A 16451-nucleotide genomic window follows, 5' to 3' on the forward strand; every position below is an offset into this window, starting at 1 on the left:
GTCAGCCGGTGTAGGTGCCGGACTTGACGGCCTTCCAGTCGCCGCCCTCGACGGAGTAGACGGTGAGCTGCTTGTTGGTGGCGTCGCCGAACTCGTCGAAGGAGACCTTGCCGGTCACGCCGTCGAAGGAGACGTTCTGCATGGCTTCGGTGACCTTGGCGCGGGCGTCGTCGGGGAGCTTGCCGTCGTTGTCCTCGACGACCTTCTTCACGGCTTCGATGATCGCCCAGCCGGAGTCGTAGGAGTAGCCGCCGTAGGCCTCGTAGGCCTCCTTGTAGCCGGCCGTCTTGTAGTTGGCGACGAACTCCTTGGCGGAGGGCAGGTCCTCGACGGGCGCGCCCACGGAGGTGGCGAGGTCGCCGGTGCCGGCGGCGCCGGCGAGCTTGACGAAGTCGGCGCTGTAGATGCCGTCACCGCCGACGAGGGGTATTTTGACGCCGGCTGCCTTGATCTGCTTGCTGAGCGGGCCGGCCTGCGGGTATTCGCCGCCGTAGTAGACGACGTCGGCGCCGGAGCTCTTGACCTGGGTGGCGACGGCGGAGAAGTCCTTGGTCTCGGGGTCGATGTGCTGGGTCCCCACGACCTTGCCGCCGAGCTTCTTGAACTCGTCGGTGAAGGTGGCGGCCAGGCCGGCGCCGTAGGTCTTCTTGTCGTCGATGACGTAGACCTTTTTCTTCTTGGCGTCGTTGAAGACGTACTGCGCGGCGAACGGGCCCTGGATGGCGTCCGTGGTCGCGGTGCGGAAGTACGACTTGTAGGGGCGCTCCTTCGTGCCGCCGTTCCACTTGGTGCCCTGGCTGAGGGCCGGGTTGGTGTTGGCGGGGGAGACCTGGGTGAGCTTGGCGTCGTCGAAGACCTTCTGCATGGACTCGGCGACGGAGGAGTTCAGGGGGCCGACGACGCCGAGGACGTCCTTGTCGGCGACGAACTTGGTGGCGTTCTGCTGGCCGGACGAGGGCTGTGCCTGGTCGTCGAGGGCTTCGACCTTGAAGGTGACGCCTTCGACGGTCTTGTCCTTGTTGGCGGTCTTGGCGGCGAGGTCCACGGAGTTCTTGATGCCGAGGCCCAGGGCGGAGAGTTCGCCGGTCAGCGGGGCGTCGACGCCGATGACGACAGTGGTGCCGTCGCTGCCGGAGTCGGAACCGCCGTCGTCGTCGCGTGAGCCACAGGCGGTGAGGGTGAGTGCTCCCGCCGCCAGCGCGGCGGTGATGGCGATGAGCGAACGTTGACGCACGATCAGCAGTCCTTTCCCTGGCACGGCCGTTCCTCGTGGAACGGGCCGAGTCGAGCGCTGGGGCCGAAGAGTTTTCGAATCCGGTGGCGCGGTGACTGGCCGTGACTCTAAGCGTGTGGGGGGAACGTGGAGGAGTGTCTGACGAAGGCTGTGACGCTCTTGTTATGACACGAGGTAATGCAGAGCGGTACTCGGTGGGTGGATGAGTGGAATTACGGGCGATTCGTCCGGTCCGCATAGTGAGAACCCGCAGATCGTACGGCGGGGATTTCAGCAGCGTTCCAACGCTTTGCTAGTGACGGGGGATCGTTGCTGCAGGCTACTTGCAGGGCGTCTGAGAAGTCGTGCGCATAGCGCTCCCCCAGGATGTAACTGTGGTCCTCTATTGCGCGCGTATTACGCAGAGTTACGTCCAGGAAAGGAAGTCCGGCGTTCCGCGGTGTATTCGCGCATTCCGTGACATTCATGGTGACAACGATCTTGTGGCCGAAACCCGTCCTCGTCCGGAACGGCGGCTTGGGCACCGAGGTGAGGGAGAGGCCGGCGTAGGGCTGGGAGATGCCGGCGACGGTGATCGTGGGGCCGGAGAGCGCGGTGACCCGCACGGCGAAGGTGAAGCTCCCGCCCGGCGCGTGCGCGGGCGGGCCCTCCCGGCCCAGGTAGCGGATGTCGATGGCCTGGGACGGATAGGGCGCGGCGGGCGGCTCCTGCGCGCGGGTCGCGAAGAGGTAGCCGCCGCCCGCCAGCAGGACGACGGCCGCCGCGGCCGCCGGCACGGCGCGGCGGTGCCGGGCGCAGAACGCGGACAGGCGGTCGTACGCCTGCCGGTGGCCGGGCGGCGGTGGCTGCCCGGCGGGGTCCCACACGCGGGTGCCCTCGCCCGGCTCGACCGGACCGACCCCGTTCACCTCCACGGTCCTGCGCCCGGTGTGCCGTCGCGGTACAGCTCCTCGCAGCGTTCGCGCGCGGTGCGGTCGACGAGCCGCCGCGCCGCCCGCGCGTCCTCGCGCTCCCTCTCGGCCCTGGCGGCGTCCACGACGTCCCTCACGATCTCGTACTGCCTGTCGGACAGGCCCATGGACTGGTAGTCCCCGTAGGTCCCGCCGTCGAGGATCTCCCGCGACCAGTGCGCGACGAGACGGGTGCACAGGTCCTCGGGCGGGGTCGCTGTGGGTGACGCGGACGCGCCGGCGCCCTCGGGGGCCCGGCGGGTGGTCTCCGGCGTACCGGTCCCGCCGCATCCGGTGACCGCGGCGGTCGCGGTGACCAGTGCGCCGGTCAGGAGCGCCAGTGCCCGTGCCGGCGCCCGCCAGGGGGCCCCACCCGTCCTCATCCCTCGAAGTTAGGCCGCCGGGCGCCCGGGATCAACGGCGGTGCGCGCACCGGCCGTCCGGCCTCCCGTCCGGCCACGCCCGCCCGGCGCTCAGCCCGTCGCGCCGGCCCGCCGGGCGTCGTCCGGGTTCACGTCGCGCAGCAGGCACGTCAGCCGCGCGCTGCACACCCGTCCGCCGTCCTCGTCGCTGATCACGATCTCGTACGTGGCCGTCGAGCGGCCCCGGTGCAGCGGGGTGGCCACCCCGGTGACCAGGCCGGAGCGGGCGCCCCGGTGGTGGGTGCAGTTGAGGTCGACCCCGACGGCGATCTTGGAACTGCCGCCGTGCAGCATGGCGCCGACCGAGCCGAGGGTCTCGGCGAGCACGGCGGAGGCGCCGCCGTGCAGGAGCCCGTACGGCTGGGTGTTGCCCTCGACCGGCATGGTGGCGACGACGCGGTCCGCGGAGGCCTCCACGATCTGGACGCCCATGCGCGTGCCGAGGTGCCCGGCGGAGAACAGGGCGGCCAGGTCCACGCCCAGTGCGGAGTACTCGTCGATGACCTCTTGCGGGAACTTCACGTGGTGCTGCTCGCCCATGGGGTCCGCTTCCTTACGTCGTCGGTCGTGCTCGTGGTGCCTGTGCCTGTACTTGTGCCTGTACTTGTGCCTGTGCCTGTGTCCGGACCGTGCGGCTGAGCGGACGCTCAGCCGGTGGCCGATTGTTCCAGACGGACCACGACGGACTTGCTGGCGGGCGTGTTGCTGGTGTCGGCGGTGGCGTCCAGCGGCACCAGGACGTTCGTCTCCGGGTAGTACGCGGCCGCGCAGCCGCGGGCCGTCGGGTAGTGCACGACGCGGAAACCGGCGGCGCGGCGCTCCACCCCGTCCTTCCACTCGCTGACGAGATCGGTGTACGAGCCGTCGGCGAGACCCAGTTCGCGGGCGTCCTCGGGGTTCACCAGGACCACCCGGCGGCCGTTCCTGATGCCGCGGTAACGGTCGTCGAGGCCGTAGATCGTGGTGTTGTACTGGTCGTGCGAGCGCAGGGTCTGCAGGAGCAGGCGGCCCTCGGGGAGTTCCGGGTGCTCGACGGGCGCGGCGGTGAAGTTGGCCTTGCCGGTGGCGGTGGGGAAGCGCCGCTCGTCGCGCGGGGCGTGCGGCAGGGCGAAGCCGGCCGGGTCGGCCACCCTGGTGTTGAAGTCGTCGAAGCCCGGCACGACGCGCGCGATGCGGTCACGGACGGTCGCGTAGTCCTTCTCGAACTCCTCCCAGGGCGTGCGGGACGCCTCGCCGAGGACCCGGCGCGCGAGGCGGCACACGATGGCGGGCTCGGACAGCAGGTGCTCGCTCGCGGGCTCCAGGCGGCCGCGTGAGGCGTGCACCATGCCCATGGAGTCCTCGACGGTCACGAACTGCTCGCCGCCGGCCTGGAGGTCGCGCTCGGTGCGGCCGAGGGTGGGCAGGATCAGGGCGCGGGCGCCCGTGACGGCGTGCGAGCGGTTGAGCTTCGTCGACACGTGCACGGTGAGGCGGGCGCGGCGCATCGCCGCCTCGGTGACCTCGGTGTCGGGGGACGCCGACACGAAGTTGCCGCCCATCGCGAAGAAGACCTTGGCCTTGCCGTCGCGCATCGCGCGGATGGCGCGGACGACGTCGTGGCCGTGCCCGCGCGGCGGGGCGAAGCCGAACTCCCTCTCCAGGGCGTCCAGGAAGGCGGGCGCGGGGCGCTCGAAGATGCCCATGGTGCGGTCGCCCTGCACGTTCGAGTGGCCGCGCACGGGGCACACGCCGGCGCCCGGCCGGCCGATGTTGCCGCGCAGCAGGAGGAAGTTCACGACCTCGCGGATCGTCGGCACGGAGTGCTTGTGCTGGGTGAGGCCCATCGCCCAGCACACGATGGTGCGCTCCGAGGCGAGGACCATGCCGAGCGCTTCCTCGATCTGCGCGCGCGTGAGGCCCGTCGCGGTGAGCGTCTCGTCCCAGTCGGCGGCGCGGGCGGCCTCGGCGAACTCCTCGTAACCGTGCGTGTGCTCGGCGACGAAGGTCTCGTCGACGGCGCCCTCCGTGTCGAGTATCAGCTTGTTCAGGAGGCGGAAGAGGGCCTGGTCGCCGCCGATGCGGATCTGCAGGAACAGGTCGGTGAGGGCGGCGCCCCTGAGCATGCCCCGGGGGGTCTGCGGGTTCTTGAAGCGCTCCGTGCCCGCCTCGGGCAGCGGGTTCACCGTGATGATCCGCGCGCCGTCGGACTTCGCCTTCTCCAGGGCGGAGAGCATGCGCGGGTGGTTGGTGCCCGGGTTCTGCCCGGCCACGATGATCAGGTCGGCCCGGTGGAGGTCGTCCAGCAGGACGCTGCCCTTGCCGACGCCGATCGTCTCGTTCAGTGCGGAACCGGACGACTCGTGGCACATGTTGGAGCAGTCGGGCAGGTTGTTCGTGCCGAACTCGCGGGCGAACAGCTGGTAGAGGAACGCCGCCTCGTTGCTGGTGCGGCCCGAGGTGTAGAACAGCGCCTCGTCGGGGGAGGCGAGGGCGGTGAGTTCCTCGGCGACGATGCCGAAGGCGCGCTCCCACGACACCGCCTCGTAGCGGTCGGCGCCCTCCGCGAGGTACACGGGGTGTGTGAGGCGGCCCTGCTGGCCCAGCCAGTAGCCGCTGCGGGTGGCGAGGTCGGCGACCGGGTGCGCGGCGAAGAAGTCCGGGGTCACGCGGCGCAGGGTGGCCTCCTCCGCGACCGCCTTGGCGCCGTTCTCGCAGAACTCCGCCGTGTGCCGGTGCTCGGGCTCGGGCCAGGCGCAGCCCGGGCAGTCGAAGCCGTCCTTCTGGTTGACCCGCAGCAGCGTCAGCGCCGTGCGCCGCACGCCCATCTGCCGCTGCGCGACGCGCAGGGTGTGCCCGACGGCCGGCAGCCCGGCCGCGGCGTGCTTCGGCCCGGTGACCTGCGGCGCGTCCTGGACCGGATCGTTCTGGGGCGGCTTGCCGGCCATCGCGGCCTCCTCTTCGAGCACACGTGTGCGGTACGTCCGCGATCCTCCCACGTGGTGGTGACACCGATCGTGCCGCGCGGGGGGGGCGGGGCGGGGGAGCGACGGCCGCGCGGGTGGCCCGTGAGGGGGCCGCCCGGGGCGCGCGCCCCGGGCGCGGACGGCGGGGCGGAGCCGACTGTCGGTGGGGCGTGGCAGGATCGGGGTGTGGCAGAGACAGGATCGAAGAAGACCGAGAAGACCTCCGGCGAGGCGCGCCCGCGGCTGATGCTCATGGACGGGCACTCGCTGGCGTACAGGGCGTTCTTCGCGCTGCCCGCGGAGAACTTCACGACGGCGACGGGCCAGCCGACCAACGCGATCTACGGCTTCGCGTCGATGCTCGCCAACACGCTGCGCGACGAGGCGCCCACGCACTTCGCCGTGGCGTTCGACGTGTCCCGCAGGACGTGGCGCTCCGAGGAGTTCACGGAGTACAAGGCGAACAGGTCGAAGACACCGGACGAGTTCAAGGGCCAGGTCGAGCTGATCGGCGAGCTCCTGGACGCGATGCACGTCGAGAGGTTCGCCGTCGAGGGCTTCGAGGCGGACGACATCATCGCCACGCTCGCCACGCAGGCCGAGGCCGAGGGCTTCGACGTGCTGATCGTCACCGGCGACCGGGACTCCTTCCAGCTGGTCTCCGAGCGCACCACCGTGCTCTACCCGACCAAGGGTGTCTCCGAGCTGACCCGGTTCACCCCGGAGAAGGTGGTCGAGAAGTACGGCCTGACACCCGCCCAGTACCCCGACTTCGCGGCCCTGCGCGGCGACCCGTCCGACAACCTGCCGGGCATCCCCGGCGTCGGCGAGAAGACCGCCGCGAAGTGGATCAACCAGTTCGGGTCGTTCGCGGAGCTGGTCGAGCGCGCCGAGGAGGTCAAGGGCAAGGCCGGGCAGAACTTCCGCGACCACCTGGAGTCGGTCAAGCTCAACCGCCGCCTCACCGAGATGGTGCGCGACGTCGAGCTGCCGAAGACGGTCCCCGCCCTGGAGCGCGCCCCGTACGACCGCACGGCCGTCGCGATGGTCCTGGACACCCTGGAGATCCGCAACCCCTCGCTGCGCGAGCGGCTGCTGGCCGTCGACCCCGGTGAACAGGAGGCCGAGGGCGCGGCTCCTCCGGCCGCCGCGGGCGTGGCCGTGGACGGCACGGTCCTGGGCACGGGCGAGCTGGAGCCCTGGCTCGCCGAGCACGGCACGGCGGTCCTCGGCGTCGCCACGGTCGACACCTGGGCGCTCGGTACGGGCTCGGTCGCCGAGATCGCCCTCGCCGCGGCCGACGGCACGGCCGCGTGGTTCGACCCGTCGGCACTCGACGAGAGCGACGAGAACGCCTTCGCGGACTGGCTCGCCGACGCCGGCCGGCCCAAGGTGCTCCACGGCGCCAAGGCGGCCATGCGGGTCTTCGCCGAGCACGGCTGGAGCGTCGAGGGCATCTCCATGGACACCGCCCTCGCCGCCTACCTCGTCAAGCCGGGCCGGCGCTCCTTCGACCTGGACGCGCTGTCCCTGGAGTACCTCGGCCGGGAGCTGGCACCCGCCGCGACCGCCGACGGACAGCTCGCCTTCGGCGCGGACGAGGGCGCCGAGGCCGACGCGCTGATGGTGCAGGCCCGTGCCGTCCTCGACCTGGGCGAGGCATTCGGGGAGCGGCTCGCGGAGGTCGGCGCCGCCGACCTGCTCCAGGACATGGAGCTGCCCACCTCCGAGCTGCTCGCCCGCCTGGAACGGCACGGCATCGCGGCGGACAGGGCCCATCTGGAGGCCATGGAGCAGATGTTCGCGGGCGCCGTGCAGCAGGCCGTGAAGGAGGCGCACGCGGCGGCCGGTCACGAGTTCAACCTCGGCTCGCCCAAGCAGCTCCAGGAGGTCCTCTTCGGCGAGCTGGGCCTGCCCAGGACCAAGAAGACGAAGACCGGCTACACCACGGACGCCGACGCGCTGGCCTGGCTCGCCGCCCAGACCGACAACGAACTGCCGGTCATCATGCTGCGCCACCGCGAGCAGGCGAAGCTGCGCGTGACCGTCGAGGGCCTGATCAAGACGATCGGCGCGGACGGCCGGATCCACACCACCTTCCACCAGACGGTCGCCGCGACGGGCCGCCTCTCGTCGCAGGACCCCAACCTGCAGAACATCCCGGTGCGCACCGAGGAGGGCCGCGCGATCCGCCGCGGCTTCGTGGTCGGCGAGGGCTTCGAGTCCCTCATGACCGCCGACTACAGCCAGATCGAACTGCGCGTGATGGCCCACCTCTCGGAGGACGAGGGCCTCATCGCGGCCTTCACCTCCGGCGAGGACCTGCACACGACCGTCGCCTCGCAGGTGTTCTCCGTGGAGCGCGACGCCGTCGACGCGGAGATGCGCCGCAAGATCAAGGCGATGTCGTACGGCCTGGCGTACGGGCTGTCGGCCTTCGGCCTCTCCCAGCAGCTCAACATCGACGCGGGCGAGGCGCGCGGCCTGATGGACACGTACTTCGAGCGCTTCGGAGGGGTCCGGGACTATCTGCGCCGGGCGGTCGACGAGGCGCGGGCCACGGGGTACACGGCGACGCTCTTCGGACGCCGCCGCTACCTCCCCGACCTCAACAGCGACAACCGCCAGCGGCGGGAGGCGGCCGAGCGGATGGCGCTGAACGCGCCGATCCAGGGCACGGCGGCCGACATCGTCAAGATCGCCATGCTGCACGTGGACCGGGCCCTGCGCGAGGCCGGCCTGAGGTCCCGCATGCTCCTCCAGGTCCACGACGAGATCGTCCTGGAGATCGCCCCGGGCGAGCGCGCCCGGGTGGAGGAGCTCGTCCGCAGGGAGATGGCGGGAGCGGTGCGGCTCAGAGCACCGCTGGACGTCTCGGTGGGGGCGGGCGCGGACTGGGAGTCGGCGGCGCACTGACGCTCCGCCGGGGGTGATTTCTCGTCCGCGCGACCGGCACGGAGGCGGGTCGCGCGGACGAGACCGGGCCCGCGGTCGAAGCCGTGGGCCCGCACCGGGGAACAGGGGGCAGCGGTCAGCGGGGAACCGGACGGTTCGGCTCCGTACGAGCCGCCGCCGGGCCGGGAGGGACCGGAGCCGGACGCCGCACCCGGACCGCCACGGCGTAGGCGGCGAATCCGGCGGCCAGTCCGGCCCCCGCCCCGAAACACACCGTGGGGATCAGCTCCCAGGGCTCGGCCCGCGCTCCCCAGTGGTCCCACCAGCGCGTCGCCCGCCGCACGGCCGCCACCGCCGCGCAGCCGCCGATCAGGGCCACCGCGAGCCGGCGGTCGCGCACCGAGAGCACGGGCACCCCCACCGGCTCGGTGCCCGGCTGCCGCCGCAGGGCCGCCGCCAGGAACGCGACGATCACCACGGCGGCGACCGCCGAACCCCCGTACTGCGCGTACCAGTACCCGGGCGACCCCGCGAAGTCCCGCTCCAGGACGGGCAGGACCCGGCTGCCCCACCGGTCGTGATGCGTGAACGCGTCCCACACGACATGACTCAGCACGCCGAGCACGGCGGACACGTACCACCGCAGCGCGAGGGACGGCCGGAGGCGGGCACGCGGCGCGCCGCAGCGCAGGAGGGCCCCGATCCGTCCCTGCCGGTTCCGCGGCAGCAGCGCCACCAGCGGTTCGCGCAGCACCAGCCAGGCGCCCACCAGCGCCCAGGCGACCAGGACGTCGAACGTGAACACCCCGGTGAAGGAGTGCGTGAACTCGCCGAACTCCATGGCTTCCGGCAGCACACTCGCCGCGTAGTAGGTCATGTCGGGCGCGAACGAACCGGCCAGCAGCACGGCCGGGACCAGCCGGCCGCGCCCCGACCCGTCGGTGCGCACCGCGGGCAGGACGGCCGCGGCGTGGCTGAGGGTGAACGGCAACGGGGCTCCTCGTACATGAACGGCATCGACCGGTCCCGATGGGATCCGGCCGTCCTCGGGACGGTCCTGGCCATCCCCTGATCGGTGACGCCCGGTACGCGGAAACGGTTCCCGGGAATCCGGCATGCTGGACAGTTGCCGGGGCAGGCCGAACGGGATGTGGCCAACCGGTGAAAACCGGGCACGAACAGGTGTCCGCGCGCCAGAAGTTGTCGTAGGGTCGCCTGGGTCGCCGTATGGGGGAGCGCGGCCGTACGGCACCGGCCAGCAGGAGAACGCGCGGAGCACGGGCGATCGTTCCACGGGAGGGGTTCACGCAATGGCGGCGCAATTCGGCAGGCGGGTCGTCAAGGGGGCGGCGACCACCGCCGTGGCGGCGGTCGCGGTCGCGGCCCTGTCCGCATCCCAGGCCCCGGGCGTGACGGACACCTCCCGGGGAGGGCAGAACGCCAACTCCCAGCCCTCCGCCGACGGCAAGGGCGGCGACAGCGCGACCGGCAACTCGCCCTACTACACGGACCTCCCGCCGCTCAACAGCCCGACGCCGTCGCCCAGTGCGGACGGCGGCGCCCCCGGCACCCCGGGCACCGCCGAGGCGGGCATACCCGCGACCGTCCTCGACGCCTACAAGAAGGCCGAGGCGTCGCTGGCGGAGTCCAAGCCCGGGTGCCACCTCCCCTGGCAGCTCCTCGCGGCCATCGGCAAGGTCGAGTCCGGGCACGCCGGTGGCGGCCGGGTGGACGCCGACGGCACCACGCGCACCCAGATCCTCGGTCCGCCGCTCAACGGCGACGGCTTCGCCCGGATCACCGACACCGACGGCGGCGCGTACGACGGGGACACCGCGCACGACCGTGCCGTCGGTCCCATGCAGTTCATCCCCTCGACCTGGGAGTGGTCGGGCCGCGACGGCAACGGCGACGGCCGGAAGGACCCCAACAACGTCTACGACGCGGCCCTGGCGGCCGGCCACTACCTGTGCCGGCTCGACTGGGACCTGTCGGACCGGGGCGACCTCAGGCGCGCCATCCTCAGCTACAACAACTCGACGGACTACCTCAACACGGTCCTGTCCTGGCTGGAGTACTACCGCAAGGGCACCCACGAGGTCCCGGACGGCGCGGGCACCCTGCCCTCCGGCCGCAGCGACGGCAACAGCGGCAGCGGCGCGGCGGGCCGCATCGTCACGCCGACCACGCCGTCCTCACCCGGCACGCCGTCCTCGCCGAGCACACCGTCCTCGCCCAGCACGCCGACCCCGCCGGCCACGACACCGCCGAGCAGCCAGAACCCGGGCGGCGGCGGTTCCACGAGCCCGGAGCCGAAGCCGCCCACCACCCCGAAGCCGCCCACCACGCCGCCGGCGTCCCCGGGTCCCACGCCCACCGAGACGGTGGACCACCTGGAGGACGCGGGCACCGGGAAGCTCACCGCGACCGCGGGCACCGTCTTCGCCGAGAAGATCAGCGCCCGCGCGGAGGACAAGGCCGGCAAGGCGGTCGGGAAGGTCCGGATCCGCTTCACGATCACCGGCGACACCGACACGACCTTCACCGGCGGTGAGAGCGTCTCGACCGTCGTCACCGGAAGCTCCGGCGTGGCGACCGCGCCCGCGCTCACGGCGGGCGAGAAGACCGGCGGCTTCACGGTCCGCGCCACCGTCGTGGGCCGCACCGTCTCCGGGCTCGACTACGCGGCGACGGTCACGGCCCGTCAGGCCGACGCCCTCGCCCGCACCGCCGACACCGCGCTGACCTGCGTGCCGGGCGGTGAGTTCGCCGGCCGGGTCCAGGTGAGGGCCACGTACAAGGGCGCCGCCGCGGCCGGTGTCGCCGCGACCGCCACGCTCGTCGGGTCGGCGGACGACGCGGGCGAGAACGACAAGGGCCCGTACTTCAAGGACGCGGCCGGCAAGGCGGTACGCACCCTCGCGGGCCTCAGGACGGGCACCGGCGGCCTGCTGACGCTGCCGAAGCTGTACGCGGACGACACGGCCGGCACGTACCTGCTGCGGATCACCACGACCGGCGGCGCGGCCCTGACCGTCGAGCTGAAGGTGGCGGCGGCCGCCTCGTAACCCTCCGGACGGACACGGCCGCGCCCCCTCACCCCCGGTGAGGGGGCGCGGCCGTGCGTGCGCGACGTGTTCTCATCTCGCCCGCGCGTTGCTACGGTGCCCGACCTGACGAGGTATCAGTTCCGCCTGTGCCGGGAGGCCCTCATGCGTGCCCTGATCGCCGTCGCGACCGGCCTCGCCGCCGCCGTCGCGCTGGTCCTCACCATCACGGCCATGGGCTCACCGGCCGGCGGGACGTCCCCCGAGCCGCTGCTCACCACCGTCCCCAGCCACCCATGACGCACGCGCGCCGTGCCGCACGCGCCCGGCTCCGTGCCGCACGCGCCCACGACGCACGTTCCCGCGACGTAACGGGAGGGCCGCCGAGATGCGCCGCAAGGCCAGCCTGATCCTGCTCGCCCTCGCCGTGTTCCTCGCGGCCCTGTCCCCGCTGCTGCGCTGGTACGCCTTCCCGCGCCTGGCCAAGATCCCCGCCGGCCAGTACCAGGACATGGTCCTGGAGGCGAAGGACGCGACCCTCCTCGACTACACCACGATGACCGCGGAGAAGGTCGACGAGGTCACCGTAGTGCAGACCCTCAAGGGCGACGTCGAGGCGTCGGAGCGGATCGAGAGGACCACGGACCGCGACGTCGTCGTCTGGGACGGCCTCTCCTACGTCCAGGGCCCCGACGGCGAGATGGTCTCCCGTGTCCCCGAGCGGTACATCTTCGACGCGCACACCCAGGAACCCGTCCACGCCGCCGGCGAGATGGTCGACGGCGATCCCGTCAGGCGCACGGGCATCGAGTTCAAATGGCCCTTCCTGACGGAGAAGAGGGACTACGAGTACTTCGACGCGCAGGCCCGGATCACCGCCCCCATCCACTACGGGGGCACCCGGGACTTCCGCGGCGTCGACGTCTACTACTTCGAGCAGACCATCCCCTGGACCGAGGTCCCCTTCCCGAAGACCATGCCCGTCGAGGGCCTCACCGCGGAGTCGGTCGCCGGGACGGGCACCACCCGCTGGTACACGACGGTCCGCAGGTTCTGGGTCGAGCCCGTCACCGGGGCACCCGTCTACGGGGAGGAGATCCACCGGGAGGAACTGCGCGGCGGCACCCTCCTCGGCGACCGCGACAAGGTGACCGCCTTCTCCGGGCACGTGAAGATGCGCGAGGACTACATCCGGCACACCGTCGACCTGGTGAAGTCCCAGCGCCTGCTCCTGCTGCTGATGACCTCGTACCTGCCCTGGGGCTTCCTCGTCCTCGGCGCCGGCCTCCTGGCCCTGTCCCTGTACCTGGAGGCCCGCGGCCGCCGCCCCGGCCGCGCGCCCGCGAGGGCCCGGGAGCCGGAGCCGCTCAGCGCCTGAGGCCGGCGCCCGGGGTCAGCGCCCGAGGCGTGCGTTCGTGTGCCGGGTTGGCGGCGCGGTCGCCGGGTCCTCGGGCCAGGGGTGCTTCGGGTACCGCCCGCGCAGTTCCGCCCGTACGCCCCGGTAGCCGTCCTTCCAGAACGACGCGAGGTCCGAGGTGACGGCGGCCGGGCGGCCCGCGGGCGACAGCAGGTGCACCAGTACGGGCACCCCCGCGACCACCGGCGACTCCTGTGCCCCGAACATCTCCTGCAGCTTCACGGCGAGGACCGGCCGCTCGGGGTCCGTGTAGTCGACCCTGACCCTGGACCCGCTCGGCACCCCGATCCGCTCCGGCGCCAGCTCGTCCAGCCGGGCCGCCTCACCGGACGCCCACGGCAGCAGCCGGTTCAGCGCCTGGCCGGCCTCGATGCGCGCCAGGTCGGCACGCCGCCGCGCGCGGCCCAGCTCCGGCTCCAGCCACTCGTCCACGCGCGCGTGGAGCGCGTCGTCCGACACGTCGGGCCAGGGGGCCCCGACCCGGTGGTGCAGGAACCGGAGCCGCTGCCGCAGCACCTCGGCGTCCCGGGACCACCGCAGCAGTCCGACACCCTCCCGCGCCAGCCCCTCGACGAGCGCCGCCCGTACGAGTCCGGGGCCGGGGTCGCGCAGTGGCCGTACCGCCAGCTCCACGGCTCCCAGCCGCCGGACCCGCCGTGCCACGACGTCCCCGCCGTGCCAGCGCACCTCGTCGTCCTCGCCGTACAGGGCCCCCGCCGCCTCGCGCGCGATCCCCTCGTCGACCACGGCCCCGAGCCGCACGCGCGCGTGTCCCGCCCCGAGCGGCCGGTCGGCGACCGCGACGGCGATCCAGGAGGCGTCCCGCAGCCCGCTCCCCTCGCCCACCTCGGCCCGGGTCCCGGACACCATGAGAAAGGACCCCCCCTGCCTCCGGGCGACCCGCTCGGGAAAGGCGAGAGCGGCGACGAGCCCGACGACATGATCATCGCCGGCCTCCCCCTCCGCCCTCTCCGCCGCGATCCGGCCGCCGGCCGGTGCCGCCGGTGCCGCCGGTGCCGCCTGTACCGCCGCCCGAAGCCGCCGCACCTCCGCCCGCCACCGCCCCGCGTACGCGTCGCCCCCGCGCCGGGCCGCCCGCAACGCCGACGCGAGATCGTCCCCGTACTCCCGCGGCGGCTCCTCGCTCAGCAGGGCGACCACCTCCGCGGCACGTTCCGCGCCCACGGACGCCCCGGCGTCCAGCAGCGCCCGTCCGAGCCGCGGAGGGAGCCCGAGCCGGGACATCCGCACCCCCCGCCCGGTCGGCCGCCCGCCGGGGCCGACCGCGCCGACGGCCTCCAGGACACCGCGGGCGGCCCCCATGGCCCCGTCCGGCGGCGCGTCAAGCAGCGCCAGCCCCGACGCGTCGGGATCGCCCCAGCAGGCCGCCTGCAGGGCGAACGCCGTCAGGTCGGCCACCTTGATCTCCGGCGCCGGGAAACGCGCCAGCCGCCCGTCCTCCGCCTCCGTCCAGCACCGGTACACCGTGCCCGGGGCCTCGCGCCCGGCCCGGCCGGCCCGCTGCCTCCCGGTGGCCTGCGAGGCCCGTACGGTCGCCAGGGCGCTCAGTCCCCGCGCGTGGTCCACCCTCGGCTCCCGCGCCAGCCCGGAGTCCACGACCACCCGTACGCCCGGAACCGTCAGCGACGACTCCGCCACCGACGTCGCCAGGACCACCCGGCGCCGCGCGCCGCCGGACAGCACCGCGTCCTGCACGGCCGCCGGCGCCCGCCCGTGCACCTGGAGCACCTCGACGTCACCGAGCCCGCCGAGCCGCCCGGCGACCCGGGCGATCTCCCCGACCCCGGGCAGGAAGCACAGGACGTCCCCGTCGCGCTCGGCCAGCGCCCGCCGCACCACCGACGCGACGTGTGCCAGCAGCACCGGGTCCACCCGCGTCCCGTGCGGCGGCCGCACCGGGCGCGCGGGCGGCGCCCACACCACCTCGACCGGATGGGAGACGCCCGCCGCCTCGACCACCGGCACGTCGCCGAGCAGCCGTGCCCAGCCCTGCGCGTCGGTCGTCGCCGAGGCGGCCACCAGCCGCAGCTCGGGACGCAGGGCGGCCCGGACGTCCAGCAGGAACGCCGCCGCCGTGTCCGCGTCCAGGTGCCGCTCGTGGCACTCGTCGAGCACGACCGCGTCGACGCCCGTCAGCTCCTGGTCGCGCTGCAGCCGCTGCAGGAGCACCCCGGTCGTGACGACCTCCACGCGCGTGCGCGGGCCCACCACCCGCTCCCCGCGCACGGTGTGGCCGACGCTCTCCCCGGGCTTCTCGCCGAGCAGCCACGCCATCCGCCGCGCGGCCGCCCGCGCCGCGATCCGCCGCGGCTCGGCCACCACGACCCGGCGTGGCGGCCCCCCGCCGACCAGTCCGGCGAGCACCAGCGGCACCAGGGTCGTCTTGCCCGTGCCGGGCGGCGCGACGAGCACCGCGGCGCCGTGGGTCTCCAGGGCGTCGCCCAGTCCGGGCAGTGCGCCGCGCACGGGCAGCAGGTCCAGGGCGTCGTGACGGACCGGCCCTCCGGTGCGGCCCGCGCGCCCGGCGTGGTCCGGGCGCCCGGCGTGGTCCGGGCGTCCGGTGCGGTCCGGGCGTTCGGTACGGCTCACCCGTTCAGTCCCGTACGCACACGAAGATCGCCGTGCCCGGGATCAGACTCCCCCGGAGCGGGGACCAGCCGCCCCACTCCTGGGTGTTCCAGGCGGGCCACTCCGGCTCGACCAGGTCGACGAGCCGGAAACCGCCGGCCACGACGTCCCGGACGCGGTCGCCGACCGTCCTGTGGTGCTCGACGTACACCGCGTTCCCCTGCTCGTCCTGCTCGACGTACGGGGTGCGGTCGAAGTACGAGGAGGCCACGCTCAGCCCCTCGGGCCCCGGCTCGTCGGGAAAGGCCCAGCGGATCGGGTGCGTCACGGAGAACACGAACCGCCCGCCCGGCCGCAGCACCCGGTGCACCTCCCTGAGGACGGTCACGGGCTCGGCGACGAACGGCAGCGCCCCGTACGCGGAGCACGCCAGGTCGAAGGAGCCGTCCGCGAAGGGCAGCGCCGCGGCGTCCGCCTCCACGAGCCGCACGCCGTCCGCGCCGATCCGCAGGGCGTGCTGGAGCTGGCGGTGCGAGAGGTCCAGGGCGACCGGGCGGGCGCCCTGGGCGGCGAGCCAGCGCGAGCACTGGGCGGCGCCCGCGCCGATCTCCAGGACGTCCTTCCCCTTCAGCTCCTCCAGCGGGCCGAGCAGCTCGGCCTCGATCTCGTCGAGGCCGTCGGGGCCCCAGACGAAACGGTCGTCGCCGAGGAACGTGCCGTGTTCGACCTGGTAGTCGTCCGCGTTCCGGTCCCACCAGCCGCGATTGGCCCGGGAGCTCTCGGTGTCCCCCGCCTCCCGCCGGGTCGCCTCGGGCTCGGACCACGTCGGCCGGGCCTGTTCGCGCTCGGTCTGTTCGCGCTCGGTCTGTTCGGGCTCTTGGATGATCGGCTCCCTCGTATTAATCTGCGGACTCCTCCGTGCCGCCCGTTCCGGCGGCGGTCACGAAAGGGG

At 73.3% G+C, this 16451-nt stretch carries 12 protein-coding genes; 4 read left to right on the forward strand and 8 right to left on the reverse strand.

Features of this window, described 5'->3' with window-relative positions; genetic code table 11:
- Position 1: 1 nt before the first annotated feature.
- From KM933_RS26760 to KM933_RS26780, 5 genes are all read right to left on the reverse strand, one after another.
- Entirely contained in the window at positions 2–1234 is a 1233-nt protein-coding gene (locus tag KM933_RS26760) for a branched-chain amino acid ABC transporter substrate-binding protein (RefSeq protein WP_221356602.1), read from the reverse strand.
- 212 nt (positions 1235–1446) lie between these two features.
- On the reverse strand, positions 1447–2142 hold the full coding sequence (locus tag KM933_RS26765; protein ID WP_308013555.1) for a Tat pathway signal sequence domain protein: 696 nt from the start codon (positions 2140–2142) through the stop codon (positions 1447–1449).
- Positions 2139–2567, reverse strand: coding sequence for a hypothetical protein (locus KM933_RS26770; protein ID WP_221356605.1), 429 nt, complete (start codon positions 2565–2567; stop codon positions 2139–2141). The genes KM933_RS26765 and KM933_RS26770 overlap by 4 nt, the downstream gene beginning before the upstream one ends.
- A gap of 90 nt (positions 2568–2657) precedes the next feature.
- Positions 2658–3146 (reverse strand): PaaI family thioesterase, encoded by a 489-nt coding sequence (locus KM933_RS26775; protein WP_221356607.1) that lies wholly within the window; start codon positions 3144–3146, stop codon positions 2658–2660.
- 107 nt (positions 3147–3253) lie between these two features.
- Positions 3254–5533 (reverse strand): FdhF/YdeP family oxidoreductase, encoded by a 2280-nt coding sequence (locus KM933_RS26780; RefSeq protein ID WP_221356671.1) that lies wholly within the window; start codon positions 5531–5533, stop codon positions 3254–3256.
- Between the two features lie 204 nt (positions 5534–5737).
- Here KM933_RS26780 and polA point away from each other — a divergent pair, with 204 nt between their 5' ends.
- Positions 5738–8467, forward strand: a complete 2730-nt coding sequence (gene polA / locus KM933_RS26785; RefSeq protein WP_221356609.1) for a DNA polymerase I — start codon at positions 5738–5740, stop codon at positions 8465–8467.
- 115 nt (positions 8468–8582) lie between these two features.
- Here polA and KM933_RS26790 read toward each other — a convergent pair whose 3' ends face one another.
- Entirely contained in the window at positions 8583–9437 is an 855-nt protein-coding gene (locus KM933_RS26790; RefSeq protein ID WP_221356619.1) for a DUF4184 family protein, read from the reverse strand.
- 319 nt (positions 9438–9756) lie between these two features.
- Here KM933_RS26790 and KM933_RS26795 point away from each other — a divergent pair, with 319 nt between their 5' ends.
- From KM933_RS26795 to pgfA, 3 genes are all read left to right on the forward strand, one after another.
- Complete coding sequence (locus KM933_RS26795; protein ID WP_221356621.1) at positions 9757–11514, forward strand: lytic transglycosylase domain-containing protein; 1758 nt, start codon at positions 9757–9759, stop codon at positions 11512–11514.
- Between the two features lie 144 nt (positions 11515–11658).
- Complete coding sequence (locus tag KM933_RS26800) at positions 11659–11793, forward strand: SPW_0924 family protein (protein WP_221356623.1); 135 nt, start codon at positions 11659–11661, stop codon at positions 11791–11793.
- A gap of 88 nt (positions 11794–11881) precedes the next feature.
- Positions 11882–12871 carry a cell envelope lipid trafficking protein PgfA gene (gene pgfA / locus KM933_RS26805; RefSeq protein WP_221356625.1) on the forward strand — a complete coding sequence of 330 codons (990 nt, stop codon included), beginning with the start codon at positions 11882–11884 and terminating at the stop codon, positions 12869–12871.
- 15 nt (positions 12872–12886) lie between these two features.
- On the opposite strand, the gene hrpB is transcribed toward pgfA, so the two are convergent.
- On the reverse strand, positions 12887–15412 hold the full coding sequence (hrpB, locus tag KM933_RS26810) for an ATP-dependent helicase HrpB (RefSeq protein ID WP_221356674.1): 2526 nt from the start codon (positions 15410–15412) through the stop codon (positions 12887–12889).
- Between the two features lie 112 nt (positions 15413–15524).
- Entirely contained in the window at positions 15525–16382 is an 858-nt protein-coding gene (locus KM933_RS26815; protein ID WP_430727373.1) for a class I SAM-dependent methyltransferase, read from the reverse strand.
- Positions 16383–16451: the final 69 nt, after the last annotated feature.

The sequence above is a fragment of the Streptomyces beigongshangae genome (assembly GCF_019710745.1).
Classification (GTDB): domain Bacteria; phylum Actinomycetota; class Actinomycetes; order Streptomycetales; family Streptomycetaceae; genus Streptomyces; species Streptomyces beigongshangae.

What these genes read in the sequence shown, in the direction of transcription:
- KM933_RS26800 (WP_221356623.1), top strand. Translation starts at nt 11,659, where the DNA reads ATGCGTGCCCTGATCGCCGTCGCGACCGGCCTCGCCGCCGCCGTCGCG.
- KM933_RS26775 (WP_221356607.1), bottom strand. Translation starts at nt 3,146, where the DNA reads ATGGGCGAGCAGCACCACGTGAAGTTCCCGCAAGAGGTCATCGACGAG.
- KM933_RS26770 (WP_221356605.1), bottom strand. Translation starts at nt 2,567, where the DNA reads ATGAGGACGGGTGGGGCCCCCTGGCGGGCGCCGGCACGGGCACTGGCG.
- KM933_RS26795 (WP_221356621.1), top strand. Translation starts at nt 9,757, where the DNA reads ATGGCGGCGCAATTCGGCAGGCGGGTCGTCAAGGGGGCGGCGACCACC.
- pgfA (WP_221356625.1), top strand. Translation starts at nt 11,882, where the DNA reads ATGCGCCGCAAGGCCAGCCTGATCCTGCTCGCCCTCGCCGTGTTCCTC.
- KM933_RS26780 (WP_221356671.1), bottom strand. Translation starts at nt 5,533, where the DNA reads ATGGCCGGCAAGCCGCCCCAGAACGATCCGGTCCAGGACGCGCCGCAG.